The sequence below is a fragment of the Micromonospora rhizosphaerae genome (genome assembly GCF_900091465.1).
GTDB lineage: Bacteria > Actinomycetota > Actinomycetes > Mycobacteriales > Micromonosporaceae > Micromonospora > Micromonospora rhizosphaerae.
This window is the reverse complement of sequence record NZ_FMHV01000002.1, coordinates 5,099,443-5,116,732: the sequence shown is the minus strand read 5'-3', so window position 1 is coordinate 5,116,732 and position 17,290 is coordinate 5,099,443. Positions and strand designations below refer to the sequence as shown.

At 71.9% G+C, this 17,290-nt stretch carries 18 protein-coding genes; 9 read left to right on the top strand and 9 right to left on the bottom strand.

Features of this window, described 5'->3' with window-relative positions; all coding sequences use genetic code 11:
- Positions 1–7: 7 nt before the first annotated feature.
- From GA0070624_RS24105 to ygiD, 5 genes are all read right to left on the bottom strand, one after another.
- Entirely contained in the window at positions 8–673 is a 666-nt protein-coding gene (locus GA0070624_RS24105; protein WP_091344899.1) for a D-sedoheptulose-7-phosphate isomerase, read from the bottom strand.
- Positions 670–921, bottom strand: a complete 252-nt coding sequence (locus GA0070624_RS24100; RefSeq protein WP_218105276.1) for a HypC/HybG/HupF family hydrogenase formation chaperone — start codon at positions 919–921, stop codon at positions 670–672. The genes GA0070624_RS24105 and GA0070624_RS24100 overlap by 4 nt, the downstream gene beginning before the upstream one ends.
- Positions 918–1,484, bottom strand: a complete 567-nt coding sequence (locus tag GA0070624_RS24095; protein WP_218105275.1) for a D-sedoheptulose-7-phosphate isomerase — start codon at positions 1,482–1,484, stop codon at positions 918–920. Before GA0070624_RS24095 ends, GA0070624_RS24100 begins: the two co-directional genes overlap by 4 nt.
- A gap of 58 nt (positions 1,485–1,542) precedes the next feature.
- Complete coding sequence (locus GA0070624_RS24090; RefSeq protein ID WP_091344893.1) at positions 1,543–1,920, bottom strand: helix-turn-helix transcriptional regulator; 378 nt, start codon at positions 1,918–1,920, stop codon at positions 1,543–1,545.
- 102 nt (positions 1,921–2,022) lie between these two features.
- Positions 2,023–2,886 (bottom strand): 4,5-DOPA-extradiol-dioxygenase, encoded by an 864-nt coding sequence (gene ygiD, locus GA0070624_RS24085; RefSeq protein WP_245718955.1) that lies wholly within the window; start codon positions 2,884–2,886, stop codon positions 2,023–2,025.
- 191 nt (positions 2,887–3,077) lie between these two features.
- Between ygiD and GA0070624_RS24080 the strand changes: the two genes are divergently transcribed.
- Together GA0070624_RS24080 and GA0070624_RS24075 are read left to right on the top strand one after the other, a co-directional pair.
- Positions 3,078–4,244 carry a glycoside hydrolase family 3 protein gene (locus tag GA0070624_RS24080; protein WP_245718954.1) on the top strand — a complete coding sequence of 389 codons (1,167 nt, stop codon included), beginning with the start codon at positions 3,078–3,080 and terminating at the stop codon, positions 4,242–4,244.
- An 18-nt stretch (positions 4,245–4,262) separates the two neighbouring features.
- Positions 4,263–6,317, top strand: coding sequence for a heavy metal translocating P-type ATPase (locus GA0070624_RS24075; protein WP_425413519.1), 2,055 nt, complete (start codon positions 4,263–4,265; stop codon positions 6,315–6,317).
- Positions 6,318–6,353: 36 nt separating this feature from the next.
- On the opposite strand, the gene GA0070624_RS24070 is transcribed toward GA0070624_RS24075, so the two are convergent.
- On the bottom strand, positions 6,354–6,935 hold the full coding sequence (locus GA0070624_RS24070) for a TetR/AcrR family transcriptional regulator (RefSeq protein WP_091349673.1): 582 nt from the start codon (positions 6,933–6,935) through the stop codon (positions 6,354–6,356).
- Between the two features lie 133 nt (positions 6,936–7,068).
- On the opposite strand from GA0070624_RS24070, the gene GA0070624_RS24065 reads away from it, so the two are divergent.
- The 3 genes from GA0070624_RS24065 (at position 7,069) to GA0070624_RS24055 (ending at position 8,820) form a co-directional block, all read left to right on the top strand.
- Complete coding sequence (locus GA0070624_RS24065) at positions 7,069–7,728, top strand: class I SAM-dependent methyltransferase (RefSeq protein WP_218105274.1); 660 nt, start codon at positions 7,069–7,071, stop codon at positions 7,726–7,728.
- Positions 7,729–7,808: 80 nt separating this feature from the next.
- A complete protein-coding gene (locus GA0070624_RS24060) occupies positions 7,809–8,441 on the top strand; it encodes a DUF2218 domain-containing protein (protein WP_176731844.1) in 633 nt (210 codons plus the stop codon).
- Between the two features lie 76 nt (positions 8,442–8,517).
- The gene (locus GA0070624_RS24055; RefSeq protein WP_091344884.1) at positions 8,518–8,820 is read left to right on the top strand and encodes a GNAT family N-acetyltransferase; all 303 of its coding nucleotides are present in this window, start codon (positions 8,518–8,520) and stop codon (positions 8,818–8,820) included.
- A gap of 18 nt (positions 8,821–8,838) precedes the next feature.
- Here GA0070624_RS24055 and GA0070624_RS24050 read toward each other — a convergent pair whose 3' ends face one another.
- Both GA0070624_RS24050 and GA0070624_RS24045 read right to left on the bottom strand, forming a co-directional pair.
- Complete coding sequence (locus tag GA0070624_RS24050; RefSeq protein ID WP_091344882.1) at positions 8,839–9,447, bottom strand: class I SAM-dependent methyltransferase; 609 nt, start codon at positions 9,445–9,447, stop codon at positions 8,839–8,841.
- 69 nt (positions 9,448–9,516) lie between these two features.
- A complete protein-coding gene (locus GA0070624_RS24045) occupies positions 9,517–11,022 on the bottom strand; it encodes a multicopper oxidase family protein (protein WP_091344852.1) in 1,506 nt (501 codons plus the stop codon).
- A gap of 262 nt (positions 11,023–11,284) precedes the next feature.
- Here GA0070624_RS24045 and GA0070624_RS24040 point away from each other — a divergent pair, with 262 nt between their 5' ends.
- The gene (locus tag GA0070624_RS24040; protein WP_091349669.1) at positions 11,285–13,474 is read left to right on the top strand and encodes a heavy metal translocating P-type ATPase; all 2,190 of its coding nucleotides are present in this window, start codon (positions 11,285–11,287) and stop codon (positions 13,472–13,474) included.
- A gap of 75 nt (positions 13,475–13,549) precedes the next feature.
- On the opposite strand, the gene GA0070624_RS24035 is transcribed toward GA0070624_RS24040, so the two are convergent.
- Positions 13,550–13,942: an ArsR/SmtB family transcription factor gene (locus tag GA0070624_RS24035; RefSeq protein ID WP_091344849.1), complete on the bottom strand. Its 393-nt coding sequence runs from the start codon at positions 13,940–13,942 to the stop codon at positions 13,550–13,552.
- 82 nt (positions 13,943–14,024) lie between these two features.
- Between GA0070624_RS24035 and GA0070624_RS24030 the strand changes: the two genes are divergently transcribed.
- The 3 genes from GA0070624_RS24030 to modA all read left to right on the top strand — a co-directional run bounded on the left by GA0070624_RS24030 (position 14,025) and on the right by modA (position 17,279).
- A complete protein-coding gene (locus GA0070624_RS24030; protein WP_425413518.1) occupies positions 14,025–15,998 on the top strand; it encodes a heavy metal translocating P-type ATPase in 1,974 nt (657 codons plus the stop codon).
- A 94-nt stretch (positions 15,999–16,092) separates the two neighbouring features.
- A complete protein-coding gene (locus GA0070624_RS24025; RefSeq protein WP_091344845.1) occupies positions 16,093–16,494 on the top strand; it encodes a TOBE domain-containing protein in 402 nt (133 codons plus the stop codon).
- An 11-nt stretch (positions 16,495–16,505) separates the two neighbouring features.
- Complete coding sequence (gene modA, locus GA0070624_RS24020; protein ID WP_218105424.1) at positions 16,506–17,279, top strand: molybdate ABC transporter substrate-binding protein; 774 nt, start codon at positions 16,506–16,508, stop codon at positions 17,277–17,279.
- Positions 17,280–17,290: the final 11 nt, after the last annotated feature.

Here is a 17,290-nt window from a genome sequence, read left to right as displayed (position 1 = left end):
CAACCGGTCAGAGCTCGTCGGCCAGTGCCTGCTGGGTGAGTTCCCAGAGCACGTGGTAGAGCGTCGTCTGCGCCTCCTGGACCCGGTGCACCGATGCGGACGGCACCACGAACAGGTGGTCGATGACCTCGGATTCCGCCATCCGGCCGCCGTCGTATCCGGCGATGCCGACGGTGAGCATGCCCCGCCGGGCCGCCTCCTCGAAGGCGCGCAGGACGTTGGTCGATCCTCCGCTCGTGGACAGCCCCACCGCGATGTCCCCGGCGCGGCCGAACGCCGCCAGTTGTCGGGCGAAGACCACGTCGAACCCCACGTCGTTGGAGAGTGCCGTGATCAGCGCGACGTCGTGGGTCAACGAGATGGCCGGCAACGGGCTTGCGACCTTCGGTGGGTGCAGGAACAGCTGCGCGACGTCCTGGGCGTCCGTGCTGCTTCCGCCGTTGCCGAACGCGAACAGCGTGCCGCCGGCCCGGAAGGCCGCGGCGAATCGGCGGGCGCAGTCGACCAACCGCTGCCCCTGCTCGGCGACCAGGGACTCGCGGAGGGCGACGATTTCTGCCGCCTTCTCCGCGGTGGACCTCGCCACCGCGGCGAGCACCGTCTCCACGTCGGTCGGTTGGGCGTCGAGGAACGGGTAGAGCGCCCCGATGGCGCCCTCGACGCGGGCGCTCATGAGCTCTTCTCCACGACCGCGATGGCCTCCTTGGCGTGCACCAGCACGATGTCGCCCGGCCCCGCCTCGACCAGCGCCACACTGACCTCCTCCGGCCCGGCATCCGTGTCGACGATGGCCAGGCCGTCGGCCATCAGCTCACGCACCCGGACGGCAACCGCGACGTCGGAACAGGTGATGCACACGCCGTCGTCGTGGCACTCGGGCACGGCCGTCCGCTGGCCGGCACGAACCGGCTGCGGGCTCACCGGATCACCTCCGGCTCCAGCAGGCCGGGCTGCTCGAAGAACACGTGCACCAGCTCCCACAGGATGTGATAGATCGTCACGTGCACCTCCTTGACGATGCACGGGTCGTCGGAGCGGGCCACGACGACATGGTCGACGACTGCGTCACGAGCGATGTCGCCGCCGTCAGCGCCGAGGAGCCCGACGGTGAGCAGACCACGGTCGCGGGCCGCCGCCAGCCCGCGGCGTACGTTGGCGCACCGGCCATCGACGGACAGTCCGAGCGCGATGTCCTCGGGGGAAGCGAGCAGCCGCACCTGGGCGGCGAACACCTCGTCGAAGCCCTCCGCCCGGGCGATCCCGGTGAGGGTTGCGGCATCGTTGGTCAGCGAGATCGCCGGCAGCGCCCGCTTGCCCACGATGACCGGGTGGACGAACTCCACCACGACGTGCTGCGCATCGGTTGCCGGCCCGCCGTTGCCGAAGACGATCAACTTTCCGCCGCGATGGAAGCGTACGGCCATCTCGTAGCAGGCCCGCGCGATCTGCGTTGCGTCGCCGGCGAGCGCCTCCGCGGGTGCCACCCGTCGGGCGAACGCTCGGTGAACTGCCGGCAACACGGGCGGATGCATGGTCATCCGTTCAGCGTCGGGAAGTGGCGTACACATCACGATGTGCGTTCCGCGATCCCTCGAAGGCGTCCGCCGAGCGGCGCAGACAGGCGCCGATGACCTGATCGAGCTGCGCCAGCCGGACCATCCACGACCGAAGATCGTTGCGGCCCTTGGCTGTCACCTCGTAGCACCGGCGCGCCGGCCCCGCCCCGGTGGTCTTCCACCCGGAGATGAGCGATCGGTCGCGTTCCAGACCGCGTAGCACCCGGTAAACGTGACCGGGTTCCACATCGGGCAGTCCCATTGCCTTGAGCCGGTCGATCAGGTCGTACCCGTGACCAGGCCGCTCGAAGACCAGGAGCAGGAGAAAGGGATGCAGCAGACCACGCAGCTCGCGTCCGTGCATGTCAGTCCCTCTCCCGGGCGGAGGCTACCGTTCCTCGTGAAGCTAAACACACCTGGCACCGTAAAGTGGTGAAATGTCGGCTTCTGCCCGCGGTGAGCGCCGTCAGATGTTCGCCGAGTCCGCCGGCACGTCGGCGGGCAGCGACGGCGCGCCCGCCGGTTGGCCCCCGCGTTGGCAGGACAGACCCACCGTGTACGCGGTCATCGACAGCGACCCGTACGCGTACCCGTCCACCAGGACCTCCGGGCGGTCCTCGGCGGTGCCCGCCAGGCCGGCCAGATACAGCAGCGGGATGAAGTGGTCCGGCGTCGGCACGGCCAGGTCGTAGTCGCGGTGGCCGTCCAGCCGGGCCGCCTCGGTCGGCGCGTCCAGCATGATCTCCCGGGCCGCCTCGTCGAAGCGGTGCGCCCAGTCAAAGCCCTCGTCGGCCAGCCGGGGGTCCACCCCGCCCAGGTTGTGCACCACGTTGCCGCTGGCCACGATCAGCACCCCGCGCTCGCGCAGCGGCGCGAGCCGGGCGCCGAGCTCCAGGTGGTAATCCAGGCCCTTGAACGCGTTGATGCTCAGCTGCACCACCGGGATGTCGGCGTCCGGGAAGGCGTGGGTCAGCACGGACCAGGTGCCGTGGTCGATGCCCCAGGAGTCCAGGTCGGCGCCGACCCAGGTGGGGTGCACGACGTCGCTGATCTCCTCGGCCAGCTCCGGCAGCCCCGGCGCCGGGTATTCCACGTCGAACAGTTGCTGCGGGAACCCGTAGAAGTCGTGGATGGTGCGGGGCCGGGGCATGGCCGTGACGGCGGTGGCGCCGATGTACCAGTGCGCGGACACCACCAGGATCGCCCGGGGTCGTGACACCGCCCGTCCGAAGTCGCGCCAGGCGGACGTGTAGCGGTTGACCTCCAGGGCGTTCATCGGGTTGCCGTGGCCGAAGAACGCCGCGGGCATCACCGTTGTCTGGCTGCTCATTCCGCTCTCCTGGGGGCCGGCCGTGACCCGAGGGTAACCCGCTGGCCACCTATGTGTTCCGGCACCGGGAATCGCTCGGTCTTCACGTGCCGCGCACACACTGCCGCTCCGACCGGTACCCCGATGGTTGTGGTCCCCGCGGTTTGCCGGTGGGCGGGCGTAGGGAGCCGTAGCGTGCAGAGGTGAACAGTATGAGTCTGTCTCGCCGGCTGCTGTTGGTGGGAGCCGGCTCGGCCGCCGTGGCGACCCTGACCGCCTGTGAATCGAGCGGCTCCACGGCGCCGAGGTCGACGCCGACGCGACCCGGCCCGGCGACGTCCCCGGCGAGCGACGAGCGCACCCTTCGACGCAAGGTCGCCAGTCTGCTGGTCGTCGGTTTTCGGGGGGAACGGCTCGACGAGAACGAATGGATCATGAAAGCGGTCAGGAGCGGCCTCGGCGGCGTGATTCTGTTCGATCGGGACCTGGAGACGAAGGCGCCTCGTAACATCACCTCACCGGGCCAGGTGAAGGCCCTCGTCAATACTCTGCGAAGGGCCTCGCCGGGTCGGCTGATCGTGTCGATCGACCAGGAGGGTGGTCGCACCTCACGGCTCAACCCGAGCAACGGCTTTCCGGCCACCAGGTCGCAGGCGGAGATCGGCGCGCAGAATTCCCCGACCGCGACGCGCGACTGGGCCCGCGGACTCGTCCAGAGCCTCACGTCGATCGGGGTGAACCTCAATTACGCACCGGTCGTCGACCTGAACGTCAACCCGGAGAGCCGGGCGATCGGCAAACTCGACCGCAGCTTCTCGGCCGACGCCGATGTCGTCGTCAGTAACGCCAGCGAGGAGATCGAGGTCCACCGCGCCGCGGGGGTCAAGACATCGCTCAAGCATTTCCCCGGGTCCGGCAGCGCGACCGGCAACACCGACTTCGAGGCTGTCGACGTCAGCTCCACCTGGCAGCCCAGCGAGCTGGAACCGTTCGAACGGCTGATCAACGCGGGCCTGGCGGACTCGGTGATGGCCGCGCACGTGCTGAACAGACAGCTCGATCCGAGCCGTCCGGCCTCGCTGTCGCCGGCCATCGTGACCGACCTGCTCCGCGGCCGGCTCGGCTTTCAGGGGCCGGTGGTCAGCGACGACATGCAGGCGGTCGCGATCACCCGTCGCTACGGCGCGCCCGAGGCCGTCGCCCTGGCGTTGCAGGCCGGCATCGACCTCCTGGTCTTCGCCAACCAGCAGGTCTACGACCCGATGGTCGTCGACCGGACCCTCGACACCGTCGTCGACCTGGTCCGCTCCGGACGCCTCACCGAGGCACGGATCGACCAGTCGGTCGCCCGCGTGGACACCCTCCGCTCGAAACGGTGACCCGGGGAGGCGAGGCAGGTGCACCACAGTGGAGGGCAGTCGGGTGCCGGTGCACATGGGGCGGGAACCCACCAGCGGCACGACAAGCATGCCGGCCACGATCCGGCGATGTTCCGCCGCCGGTTCTGGGTCTGTCTGGCGCTGACCATCCCCATCGTGCTCACCAGTCACCTGGTGATGGACTGGCTGGGCTACTCGCTGAACTTCCCGGGTGTCTCGTTGGTGGGTCCGGTGCTCGGGTCGGTGGTGTTCTTTTACGGCGGTTGGCCGTTCCTCGTCGGGGCCGTACGGGAGGTGCGCGACCGGGCGCCCGGCATGATGCTGCTGATCGGAATGGCGATCACCGTGGCGTACCTCGCCTCGGTGGCGACGAGCGTGGGCGTCTTCGGCCTCGACTTCTGGTGGGAACTCGCCGCGCTGGTCACGATCATGCTGTTCGGCCACTGGCAGGAGATGACGGCGATCGGCCAGGCGCGCGGGGCACTGGCCGCGCTGGCCGCGCTGCTGCCGGACGAGGCCGAGCGGATCAGGCCGGACGGCTCCATCGAGCGGGTGGCGGTGGCCGACCTGGGTCCCGGCGACATCGTGCTGGTCCGTCCTGGCGGGCGGGTGCCCGCGGACGGGCACGTCGTCGAGGGCAGCGCCGAGCTTGACGAGTCGATGATCACAGGAGAGTCCCGGCCGGTGCCGCGGGGCGTGGGGGACCGGGTGGTCGCTGGCACGGTGGCCACCGACTCGGCCATCCGGATGCAGGTCGACGCGGTGGGCGAGGACACCGCGCTGGCCGGCATCCAGCGGCTGGTCACCCAGGCGCAGCAAGCCGGCGGCCGGGCGCAGGTGCTGGCCGACCGGTTCGCGGCATGGCTGTTCTACATCGCCACCGCCACCGCCGTGGTCAGCCTGGTCGCCTGGTCGGCGCTCGGCAGGGCCGACCAGGGGGTCGTACGCACCATCACCGTGCTGGTGATCTCCTGCCCGCACGCCCTCGGCCTGGCGATCCCCCTGGTCATCGCCCTGTCGACCAGCGTGGCGGCGAGGGCCGGGATCCTGGTCAAGGACCGCTTGGCGCTGGAGCGGATGCGCACGGTGGACGCGGTCCTGATTGACAAGACCGGCACCCTCACCAAGGGGCAACACACCGTCGCCGGGGTCGCCGCTGACGGAATGGCCGAGGACGAGGTGCTGCGGCTGGCCGCCGGGGTCGAGGCCGACAGCGAGCACCCGCTCGCCCGGGCCATCGTGGCGGCCGCCCAGCGGATCGGACCGGCCACCGGCACCGACTTCCGCTCGCTGCCCGGACGCGGCGTGCAGGCCACCGTGGCGGGGAGGGCGTACGCGGTGGGTGGACCGGCCCTGCTGCGCGAGCTGCACGCCGACGTCCCGGACCGGCTGCGCCAGGCCGAGGAGAAGTGGTCGGCGCGGGGGGCCGCCGTGCTCTATCTGGTTCGTCTTGACGGCGCCCCGCGGGTCGTCGGCGCCCTGGCGCTCGAGGACGAGGTACGCCAGGAGGCCCGCCAGGCGATCGTGGAGCTGCGTCAGCTCGGCATCCGGAAGATCGCGATGATCACCGGTGACGCCCGCCCGGTGGCGGACGCCGTCGCGGCCGATCTGGGTTTTCGCCCCGGCGTGGACGAGGTCTTCGCCGAGGTGCTGCCCGCCGACAAGGACGAGATCGTCGCGGGCCTGCAGGAACGCGGCCACCGGGTGGCGATGGTGGGGGACGGCGTCAACGACGCCCCCGCACTCGCCCGCGCCGACGTCGGGCTGGCCATCGGCGCCGGTACCGATGTGGCCATCGAGTCGGCCGGGGTGGTGCTCGCCTCCTCCGACCCGCGCGGCGTCCCCGCCGCCGTTCGGCTGTCCAAGGCGTCGTACCGCAAGATGGTCCAGAACCTGATCTGGGCGGCCGGCTACAACGTGGTCGCCATTCCCGTGGCCGCCGGCGTCTTCGCCTGGGCCGGCGTCTCGCTCAGCCCGGCCGCCGCCGCCGTGCTCATGTCCGCGTCGACGATCGTCGTCGCCCTCAACGCCCAGACGCTGCGTCGGGTGCACCTGACCCCGGGGAACCGATGAGCAGACCACCTTGCCGTCGACAAGATTCCCGACGAGTTACCGGGGAGGAGCGCTCAGTCCGGCCAGGGTGACGGCGACCAGGCGGTGGACGGCGTCTCGGCTGGGGACGGTCCCGGCCGCGGTGAGGGCGTGCAGACAGTAGGTGGCCAACTCGTCGGTGGATACGTCGTCGCGCAGGTCGCCGTCTTGCACGGCCTCGGCGATGAGGTTTTGGACGAAGGCGCGTAGTCGTTGCTGGGCGCGGTCGACGTGTTCGCTGCGGTGCAGCAGCGCGGCGAGTTCGCCGCCATGGTGGCGCGCCGAGTGGTGCTGGATGTGCGCATAGGTCTGCAGCACGGCTTGCAGGCGCACGATGGCCGGCGCGGCGGGGTCGACGGCGGTGGTGAGCTGGTCGAGGTGTGCGGTGATCTGACGCTCGTGCCAGGCGGTGAGAACGGCCTGGGCGTCGGGGAAGTACTTGTACAGGGTCGCGCGCCCGATACCCGCCTGCTCGGCGATCTGGGACATCGTCACCGCGACCAGCCCGTGCTTGGCCACCAGCGCGGCCATGGCGTCCATGGCGGCGTCCCGAACCGCGGCGCGGTGCGCGTCGATCGTCTCGGTCCACAGCTTGGGCACGCCCACGATCGTACACACCGTTCAACGACGAAACAAAGTGCCGTTGACGGAGACAGAATGTCTCGATAATTTGGCCTGGCGGGACATCCCGGTGTTGGCCGGCGTCACTCCGGCGGGAAGAACGGACATTCACATGCAGGACACACCCATTCCCCAGCACCACCACACCGCGCAGGAGCCACCTGATCTCCCCATGGGCCGCGACGGTGGGCGGCCGAACTGGGAGGAGATCTACGCCGGTCGGCCGCGGTGGGACATCGGCCGGCCCCAACCGGCGTTCCTCGCCCTCGCCCAGTCCGGCGCCATCGCTGGTCGCGTGTTGGACGTCGGCTGTGGGACCGGCGAGCACGTGCTCATGTGCGCCGCTGCTGGCCTTGAGGCGACCGGTGTCGACATCGCCGCCGCCGTGATCAGCGCGGCGGAATACAAGGCGCACGAGCGCGGGTTGCCCGCGCGGTTCCTGCGCCACGATGTGCGGCGGCTGGCCGACCTCGGGGAGTCCTTCGACACCGTGCTGGACAGCGGGCTGCTGGTCCATGTCCTCGATGACGAGCAGGACCGCACCGCCTACCTGCAGGGGTTGCAGGCGGTGGTGCCGTCGGGTGGTCGCTACTTCGTCCTGTGCTTCCGCGGCCCACAGGCCAATTCCCGAGCGCGGCATCTGGTGCGGGAGGACATCACCGCCTGCTTCACCGCGGGCTGGCGCATCGACTCGATCGAAGCGACCACCCTCGACAGCCGCACTGATGAGAACGGCGTCCCGGCGTGGCTCATCGCCCTCACCCGGACCTGATCCTCGAGCACCCCAGCGCCTCAGCCGCGATCATCCGAGGCCGGCTCCCTACAGACGACAGACGACCAGGAAGGAATATCGTGCCGATCCTGCAAGCTCAGATCCAGACGGATCGTCCCAGCCGCTACCTCGTCCAGTTCTGCAAGCACGCCGCAGCCATGGCCGGCGGCGGCCACACCCCCCGTATGCATTTGCACGCAACGACGGCCCGCCGCGAGGTGCAGGTAGCCGCCGAGTGGTCGGACATCAGCGGAACCGTCACCTTCACCCCGTGGGGCCAGGCCACGCTCACCGCCGGCGGAAACACGCTGACGGTGCGCATCGACGGCGCCGACGAGGACGGCCTGGCCCGGATCCGCGACGTCATCACCCGCGACTTCGAGCGCTTCAGCCGCCGCAATCCACTGACCGTGACGTGGCAGCGGTCCGAGCCTCGCGACGCCGCCCCGGTTCGACAGGCCGGCGGAGTGCCACCGAAGCCCCGGCGAGGCTTCCCACGGTCCCACCTCCAGGCGATTCTCCTCGCGCTGGCCGTGGTCCTGGTCCTCGGTCTGCACGCCGGGCTGGCGGGCGCGGTAGTGGCGGAATCGCAGTGGACCGGCGTTGCCATCAACGTCGTCGTGGCACTCGTCGTACTCAAGATCGCGCTGGTCGCGCTGGCCCGCGTCGGGATCCGGCGCCGCAGGGCCACCAAGTCCCCCGACCGCATCTGACGGGGAGCGTGGCAATTGCGTTGGCCGCTGGCACAAGCAGAGGTCGACCTGATGACAACCGTGGTTGGATGGTGCGGTGCAGTTCACCGTGACAGACGTGCCCGAGCGGGAGCGATTCGAGGCGCGGGACGAGGCGGGCGTCATAGCCGGTGTGGTCACCTACCAACTGACCGGCAACATCATCGTCTATACGCATACCGAGGTTGATGCGGAGTTCGAGGGTAAAGGCGTCGGATCGGCCCTGGCCCGTGCCGTGATGGACGACGCGCGGGCCAAAGGCCGGACTGTGGTGCCGATTTGCCCGTTCCTCAGCGAGTGGCTGGGCAAGCACCCGGAGTACGAGAAGATCGTGGTCCGATCGACGCGCAAGATCAAATAGCAGCGGCTCCGCCCAGGGTCAGGGTGCGGTAGCGGTGCAGGCGGTTGTGTACGTCAGCTCATGGCGCTCGACCTTGCCGAACACCTGCCGTAGCGCCGCCGTCGTCTCGTCCCACCACGTCTCCGGCTGCGCAAGGGTTCGCTGGATCCGCCGAGGTGAATGGGCGGAGTGCCAGGCGATCAGGACGGTACCGCCGGGGCGCAGGACCCTGCGGGCGTCGGCCAGCGCTGCCTGCAGGTCGGGCCACATCGCGGCCGTGTTGACCGCGACCACATGATCGGCGTGCCGGTCGGGAAACGGCAGTGCTCCCGCGACGCCTAGCCGCAGGTCAGCCCGCTCGGCTGCGCCAAGACGCTGCAACCGGCGGCGGGCCTGTGCCACCATGACCGGGGACGGGTCCACTCCGCACACCTGCGCGTCCGCGTCACGTGCGAGGAGCAACTGGAGCAGCTGCCCCGGGCCGAATCCGATTTCGCAGCTGCGAGCCTCCACCTTCGGCGCCAGCAGATCGAGCACCTCTCGGTGCGGCGAGTCGTCACGGCCCATCACCCAACCGGCCAGCCGGCCAAGCGGCCCGGACGGAATCCTGAACGGGTTGAGCGTCGCGCGTGGAAGGTCGTCGGTCATGAATCCACCTTGCCCGCGCAATCTGGGTTCAGGTCAAGCGGCCCCGTGCTGGCCGGGCGGTGCTGACCGTCAGGTCCGGTAGGCCAGGCTGATCATCATGCCGGTCTCGGCGTGGTAAATGTTGTGGCAGTGGGTCATCCACTGGCCGGGATTGTCGGCGTCGAGGTCGACCGCGACGGTCCGGCGCGGTGTCACGATCACCGTGTCCTTGCGCGCGCCTCCGCCGGCCACCGCGAACGTGTGCCCGTGCACATGCATCGGATGGAACATGGTGCTGGTGTTGACGAACTCCAGCCGTACCCGTTCGCCGCGGCGGACCAGCAGCGGGTCGGTGTGGTCGAAGGTGGTCCCGTTGATGGTCCAGCGGTACGGCATCATTGCGCCGCCCAGGAACAGGCGGTGGACCCGGTCCGGCCGGCGGTCGGTCAGCGCCACCCGCTCGGCCGCTCGCAGCGTGCCGGTGGTCAGCACCTGCCGGTCCAGTTCCACCGGACGGCGTGCCTCGTTGGGCGGCCCGGCAGTGCCGCTGCGGACGACGGCCAGAGCATGCCCGGTCTTGCCCTCGGCGGCGGCGACCAGCGGGAAGGACCCGTCGCCCAGCGTGACCACCACATCGGCGCGCTCGCCCATGCCCAGAAGCAGCGCGTCGGTGGTGACGGGAACGACCGGAAAGCCGTCGGTGTGGGTGACGGTGAGCCGGTGCCCACCCAGGGCCACCCGAAATGCCGTGTCCGAGGCGGCATTCACCAGGCGGATCCGCACCCGCTGGCCGGGACGCGCGGTCAGCGTGACCGGAGCGGCCGGCACCCGGCCGTTGATCAGGTAGTGCGGGTACGCGACGTCGCCGGCGCCGCCCAGCAGCGGCGAGGTCATCATCTCCATGCCGCCCATCGACATGCCGGGCAGGCCGCCGTGATGCATGCCGGCCATGTCCTGGTGCCCACCCATCGACCGCAGGGAGGCGAGCACGTCGTCGGGGGTGCGGCCGGTACCGTCGACCCAGTCGTCGAGCACCACGATCCACTCCTCGTCGTACCTGCCGGTCTCGTGCGGGTCGTCGACGACGAGCACCCCGTACAGGGCCCGGTCGAGTTGGACTCCCGAGTGCGGGTGGTAGAAGTAGGTGCCCGGGTCGGGGACGGTGAACTCGTAGGTGTGCCGCCCGCCGGCGGGGATCGGCCGCTGGGTGAGCCCGGGCACCCCGTCCATGTCGTTGCGCAGGGCGATGCCGTGCCAGTGCACGCTGGTCGGCGCCGGCAGGTCGTTGGTCACCTCGACGCGGAGCAGGTCGCCGGCCCGAGCGCGGATCAGCGGGCCGGGGCCGCTGTCGGCGTATCCCCAGGTGGCGACGGTCGGGCCGCCGAGGTCGTGGGTGACCGGTCGGGGGTTCAGCCGCGCGGTGACGGTCGCCGCGCCCGAACGGCGGCGGGCGGCCTCGGTACGCGCCACCAGGTCGCCGTTCGGCGGGACCAGCCGGGGATCGAACACTCCGCCGGCCCAGGCGGCGGCGCCGGCCAGCCCGACGGTCCCGGCGATGCCGGCGAGCAGCCGACGGCGGCTGATGGTGAGCGACATGACTGCTCCTTGGAAGGGTCTAAGCGTCCGGCCCGGCCCTGGCCCGATGTCCTCGAGTCGCCGGCGTCGTGGTGGTGGTGGTGACCGCCGCTGCCCGTCTCCAGTCCGGGTCTTCGACACCGACGATGCCCCGGTCCGGGCTCGCCGTACACGGAAAGAGGACCCGTCGCCCTGGGGCCTAAAGTCCCTACCCCTCGGGGGTGAGCCGCGGGGTTGGCAGATACCCCTAGGGGGTATATGGTGGGCGCGGAGGTGGATGGCGATGAAACATCAACATCTGACGCACGCGCACGCCGGACGGGACGCGGCGACCGCGACCGCGCCGGCGAACCAGGATCACGGCCAGGTGGCCGCATCGCACGGGCACCCACCGGTGCAGCGCCTAACGGGCGACCGCCCCCGGCACGACGCCGGCGGGCACGGGCACCACGGTCATGGTGGTGGCCACGACAAGCACGCCGGGCACGACCCGGAGCAGTTCCGACGCAAGTTCTGGCTGAGCCTGGCGCTGACCGTGCCGGTGGTGGCGACCAGCCACATGGTGATGGACTGGTTCGGCTACTCGCTCGACTTCCCCGGCATGAGCTGGGTCGGCCCGGTGCTCGGATCGATCGTCTTCCTTTACGGCGGCTGGCCGTTCCTCGTCGGCGGTCTGCGGGAGGTCCGGGACCGCGCGCCCGGCATGATGCTGTTGATCTCGATGGCGATCACCGTCGCCTACCTCGCGTCCCTGGCCACCAGCCTCGGCGCGTTCGACCTGGACTTCTGGTGGGAGCTGGCGGCGCTGGTGACCATCATGCTGCTGGGCCACTGGCAGGAGATGAAGGCGATCGGCCAGGCGCAGGGGGCCCTGGCCGCGCTGGCCGCGCTGCTGCCGGACGACGCCGAACGGGTCGACGACGAGGGCGCGGTCCGGCGGGTGCCGGTCGGCGAACTCCGGGTCGGCGACGTGGTGCTGGTCCGCTCCGGCGGCCGGGTCCCCGCCGACGGCCGGATCGTGGACGGGGCCGCCGAGCTGGACGAGTCGATGATCACGGGGGAGTCGCGCCCGGTGCCGCGCGGCGTCGGGGACCGGGTGGTCGCCGGCACCGTCGCCACCGACTCCGCCCTCCGCGTACGCGTCGACGCCGTCGGCGAGGACACCGCGCTGGCCGGGATCGGTCGGCTCGTCGCGCAGGCGCAGGCCTCCAGCGGACGCGCCCAGGTGCTCGCCGACCGGTTCGCCGCGCTGCTGTTCTACGTGGCCACCGCCGCCGCGCTGGTCACCTTCGTCGCCTGGTGGGCGGTCGGCGACCTCGACCAGGCGGTGGTACGGACGGTGACGGTGCTGGTGATCGCCTGCCCGCACGCCCTCGGGCTGGCCATCCCGCTGGTGATCGCGCTGTCGACGGCGGTGTCGGCCCAGGCCGGCATCCTGGTCAAGGACCGCCTCGCCCTGGAGCGGATGCGGACCGTGGACGCGGTGCTGTTCGACAAGACCGGCACCCTGACCCGAGGCGCGCACACCGTCACCGCCACGGCCGCCGCCGGCGGCTTTGGCGAGGACGAGGTGCTGCGGATCGCGGGAGCGGTCGAGGCCGACAGCGAACACCCCCTCGCCCGGGCGCTGGTGACGGTCGCCCGGGACCGGGGCGTGCGGGCCGTGGCCCGGGACTTCCGGTCGCTGACCGGCCGGGGCGTGCAGGCCGTGGTCGAGGGCGTCGCCTGGGCGGTGGGCGGGCCGGCCCTGCTGCGGGAACTCGGGGCCACGGTCCCCGACGAGCTGACCCGGGTGACGGACGCCTGGTCGGCGCGGGGTGCGGCGGTGCTGCACCTGGTCCGGCTGCCGGAGGCCGGGCAGCCGGTGGCGGTCGGCGCGTTCGCACTGGAGGACGAGGTCCGGCCGGAGGCCCGCGCGGCGATCGCGGAGCTACGCGAGCAGGGGGTGACGAAGCTGGTGATGATCACCGGGGACGTCCGACCGGTCGCCGAGGCGGTCGCCGCCGACCTGGGCTTCCGGGCCGGGGTGGACGAGGTCTTCGCGGAGGTCCTCCCCGCCGACAAGGACCGGGCGGTGGCCGACCTGCAGGCTCGCGGCCTGACCGTGGCCATGGTCGGCGACGGAGTGAACGACGCCCCGGCCCTGGCCCGCGCCGACGTGGGGCTGGCCATCGGCGCCGGCACCGACGTGGCGATCGAGTCGGCCGGGGTCATCCTGGCCTCCTCCGACCCGCGCGGCGTCACCGGCGTCATCCGGCTCTCCCGGGCGTCGTACCGGAAGATGCTCCAGAACCTGGCCTGGGCCGCCGGCTACAACGTGGTGGCGCTCCCGCTGGCCGCCGGCGCGCTGGCCTGGGCCGGGATCGCGCTCAGCCCCGCCGTCGGCGCGGTGCTGATGTCCGCCTCCACCATCGTGGTGGCGCTCAACGCGCAACTGCTGCGCCGGGTACGCCTCACCCCCGGCGCACGCTGACGCGACGAACGGCCCGGCCGAGCAGATCGGCCGGGCCGTTCGGTGCCCTGGGCCGTGCGGTCAGGTGTGGCGTGGTCAGCTGGGCCGGGTCTCCACGGCCTGCGCCGGGGCGTGGGCGGCCAGGTCCCCGCTGGCGTGGTCGGGCAGGTCGCGGTCGGTGTGGTCGGCGTGGAAGAGCGCCTCGGCGAGCAGGGCCCGCACGTGCACGTCGGCCGCCGAGTAGTAGACGAAGGTGCCCTCGCGGCGGCCACGTACCAGGCCGGCCAGGCGGAGCTTCGCCAGGTGCTGGCTGACCGCCGTGGGGGCGGCGCCGACCAGCTCGGCCAGGCAGGCGACCGACGACTCGCCCTGCAGCAGCGCCCAGAGGATCTTGATGCGGGTCGGATCGGCGAGCATCCGGAAACTCTCGGCGGCCAGGTGGACCTGCTCGTCGTCGGGCATCCGGAAGTCCGGCAGCGAGGTGTGCACGGCCCCAGCCTAGCCATGTCCGCTCGGTCGGCTGCTCAGCTGCCTGCATACCTGCGAACTGATGCAGGTAATGTCCATCGTCGTGACCTTGACGACCCACCGGCTGCCTGCCGACCCGCCCACCGCACCCGTCGTAGGCCGTCGAGGTCTGGCCGCCCGAATGTGGGCGCTGACCGAGGTGCGGTGGGCGGCGGCGGCCAGCGTCCTGTTCGCCCTGGGCGGCCTCGCCCAGCTCGCCGGCGCCCCCGCCGCCGTCTGGTGGACGTTCTACCTCGCCTGCTACGCCGCCGGTGGCTGGGAACCGGCGCTGGCCGGCCTGCGGGCGTTGCGCGAGCGGACCCTCGATGTCGACCTGCTGATGATCGTCGCCGCGCTGGGCGCGGCGGGCATCGGCCAGGTCCTCGACGGCGCGCTCCTCATCGTCATCTTCGCCACCTCGGGCGCGCTGGAGGCGTTCGCCACCGCCCGCACCGCCGACTCCGTCCGGGCGCTGCTCGACCTGGCGCCCGAACGCGCCACCCGGATCCGTGACGACGGCACCGAGGAGCTGGTGCACACCGCCGACCTGGACGTCGGGGACGTGATCCGGACACGTCCGGGGGAGCGGATCGGCGCCGACGCGGTGGTCATCGACGGCGCCAGCGATGTCGACCAGGCCGGCATCACCGGCGAGCCGCTGCCGGCGCCGAAACACCCGGGTGACGAGGTGTATGCAGGCACGGTGAACGGCACCGGCACCTTGCTGGCCCGGGTGCATCGTCCGGCGGCCGAGTCGGTGATCGCCCGCATCGTCGCGCTGGTCGAGGAGGCGTCCGCGACCAAGGCGCGCACCCAGCTCTTCATCGAGAAGGTGGAGCAGCGCTACTCGGTCGGCGTGGTGGTGGCCACACTCGCGCTCTTCGCCGTGCCGCTGGCGTTCGGCGCAGCGCTGCAACCGACCCTGTTGCGCGCGATGACCTTCATGATCGTCGCCTCCCCGTGCGCGGTGGTGCTTGCCACCATGCCCCCGCTGCTCTCCGCCATCGCCCTCGCCGGGCGGCACGGCGTCCTGGTGAAGTCCGCGGTCGTCATGGAGCGGCTGACCGACACCGACCTGGTGGTCTTCGACAAGACCGGCACGCTGACCGAAGGCGCGCCCCGGGTCGCCGAGGTCCACCCGGCGCCCGGGCGGCCGGACGAGGCGGAGCTGCTCCGGCTGGCGGCGGCCGCCGAGCACCCGAGCGAGCACCCGCTCGCCGGGGCGCTGCTGGCCGCCGCCCGGGACCGGGGGCTCGCGCTGCCCGCCGCGCACGACTTCACCTCCGCCCCGGGACGCGGCGTCAGCGCCACCGTTGACGGGCGGCGGGTGCTCGTCGGCAGCCCCGCGCTCCTCGACGGGCTCGCGTCGGTGGATCCGTCGGTCCACCGTGTCGTCGACGCGGTGCAGGCCGGTGGTCGTACCGCAGTGGTGGTCGTGGTCGACGACGCGGCGGCCGGCGTCCTGGCCCTCGCCGACCGGGCCCGGCCGCGGGCGGCGGTCACCGTCGCCGCCCTGACGGCCCTGACCGGCGCGCGGCCGGCGCTGCTGACCGGCGACAACGCCGGCGCGGCCGGCCGCCTCGCCACCGAGACCGGCATCGGGGAGGTGCACGCCGGCCTGCTCCCCGCCGAGAAGGTCGACCGGGTACGCGCACACCAGCGCGCCGGTCGCCGGGTGCTGCTGGTCGGCGACGGCGTCAACGACGCGCCGGCCCTGGCCGCCGCGGACGCCGGGGTGGCGATGGGCCGGCACGGCTCCGACCTGGCCCTGCGCACCGCCGACGCGGTGCTGGTCCGCGACGACCTGTCCGCCCTGCCCGCGCTGATCTCGCTGGCCCGCCGGGCGCGCCGGCTGGTGGTGGCGAACCTCGTCATCGCGGGGACCTTCATCGCCGTGCTGGTCACCTGGGATCTGGTCGGCCACCTGCCGCTGCCGCTCGGGGTCGCCGGCCACGAGGGCTCCACCGTCATCGTCGGGCTCAACGGCCTCCGCCTGCTGCACTCGCATGCCTGGCGGCGGGCGGGCGAGGGCCACTGATCGCAGACGCCATGGCCTGCCCGGCTCATTCATTGGAGAATGCCAGGCACTTAGTGGGTTCCTCGTCGCACTTGCGAGGCGCTAGGGTGGCCGGATGACGGTGTTCCGGATCGGTGAGGCCGCCGAACTGCTCGGCGTCAGCGCCGACACGGTCCGCCGCTGGATCGACGCCGGTCGGCTCGCCGCGAGCCGGGACGACCACGGGCACCGGGTGATCGACGGAGTGGACCTCGCCGCCTTCGTCCGCGCCCCGGGGCACCCCGAGCTCTCCTCGGCCCGCAACCGGCTGCGCGGGATCGTCACCGCAGTCGTCAAGGACACGGTGATGGCGCAGGTCGACATCCAGGCCGGGCCGTTCCGGATCGTGTCGCTGATGAGCCGCGAGGCGGTCGACGACCTCGACCTCCAGGTCGGCTCGGTGGCCGTCGCCGTGATCAAATCGACCACGGTCGTGGTGGAACGAGCCGCCGCGCCCCGGGGAAGGACCAGCCCGTGACCGTACGGTGGATCCGCGCCGCGCTGGCCGGGGTGGCCGCGCTGACCCTCGGCCTGACCGGCTGCGGCGGTGGCGACCAGCCGGCCGCCGGCGGCGACCGGGTGACCGGGCCGATCACCGTCTTCGCGGCGGCCTCGCTCACCGAGACCTTCACCCGGCTCGGGAAGGACTTCGAGGCGGCCCATCCCGGCACGACGGTGACCTTCAACTTCGCCGGCAGCTCCGCGCTCGCCACCCAGATCACTCAGGGGGCGCCGGCCGACGCCTTCGCCGCCGCGTCACCCGCGACGATGAAGACCGTGACCGACGCCGGCGACGGCGCGGGCCCGCCCACCGTCTTCGTCCGGAACCAGCTGGTGATCGCGGTGCCGAAGGGCAACCCGGCCCGCCTCACCGGCCTGGCCGACCTGACCCGGCCCGGGGTCAAGGTCGCGCTCTGCGCCGAGCAGGTGCCCTGCGGGGCGGCGGCGCGCAAGGCGCTCGACGCGGCGGGGACCACGCTCACCCCGGCCACCCTGGAGCAGGACGTCAAGGGGGCGCTGGCGAAGGTGCGGCTCGGCGAGGTCGACGCTGCGCTGGTCTACCGCACCGACGCCCGCGCCGCCGCCTCCGACCTGGAGGCCGTCGAGTTCCCCGAGTCCGCCGGCGCGGTCAACGATTATCCGATCGTCGTGCTCAAGCGGGCCGGCAACCCGACCGGCGCCCGGGCCTTCGTCGACTTCGTCCGCTCCGACGCCGGCCGGGCGGTGCTCACCGCCGCCGGGTTCCAGGCCCCGCAGGCGTAGGTGTCCGCCCA

Coding starts and splice junctions, on each gene's coding strand:
- GA0070624_RS24105 (WP_091344899.1), bottom strand. CDS start 673: ATGAGCGCCCGCGTCGAGGGCGCCATCGGGGCGCTCTACCCGTTCCTC.
- GA0070624_RS24090 (WP_091344893.1), bottom strand. CDS start 1,920: ATGCACGGACGCGAGCTGCGTGGTCTGCTGCATCCCTTTCTCCTGCTC.
- ygiD (WP_245718955.1), bottom strand. CDS start 2,886: ATGAGCAGCCAGACAACGGTGATGCCCGCGGCGTTCTTCGGCCACGGC.
- GA0070624_RS24080 (WP_245718954.1), top strand. CDS start 3,078: ATGAGTCTGTCTCGCCGGCTGCTGTTGGTGGGAGCCGGCTCGGCCGCC.
- GA0070624_RS24065 (WP_218105274.1), top strand. CDS start 7,069: ATGCAGGACACACCCATTCCCCAGCACCACCACACCGCGCAGGAGCCA.
- GA0070624_RS24050 (WP_091344882.1), bottom strand. CDS start 9,447: ATGACCGACGACCTTCCACGCGCGACGCTCAACCCGTTCAGGATTCCG.
- GA0070624_RS24045 (WP_091344852.1), bottom strand. CDS start 11,022: ATGTCGCTCACCATCAGCCGCCGTCGGCTGCTCGCCGGCATCGCCGGG.
- GA0070624_RS24040 (WP_091349669.1), top strand. CDS start 11,285: ATGAAACATCAACATCTGACGCACGCGCACGCCGGACGGGACGCGGCG.
- GA0070624_RS24025 (WP_091344845.1), top strand. CDS start 16,093: ATGACGGTGTTCCGGATCGGTGAGGCCGCCGAACTGCTCGGCGTCAGC.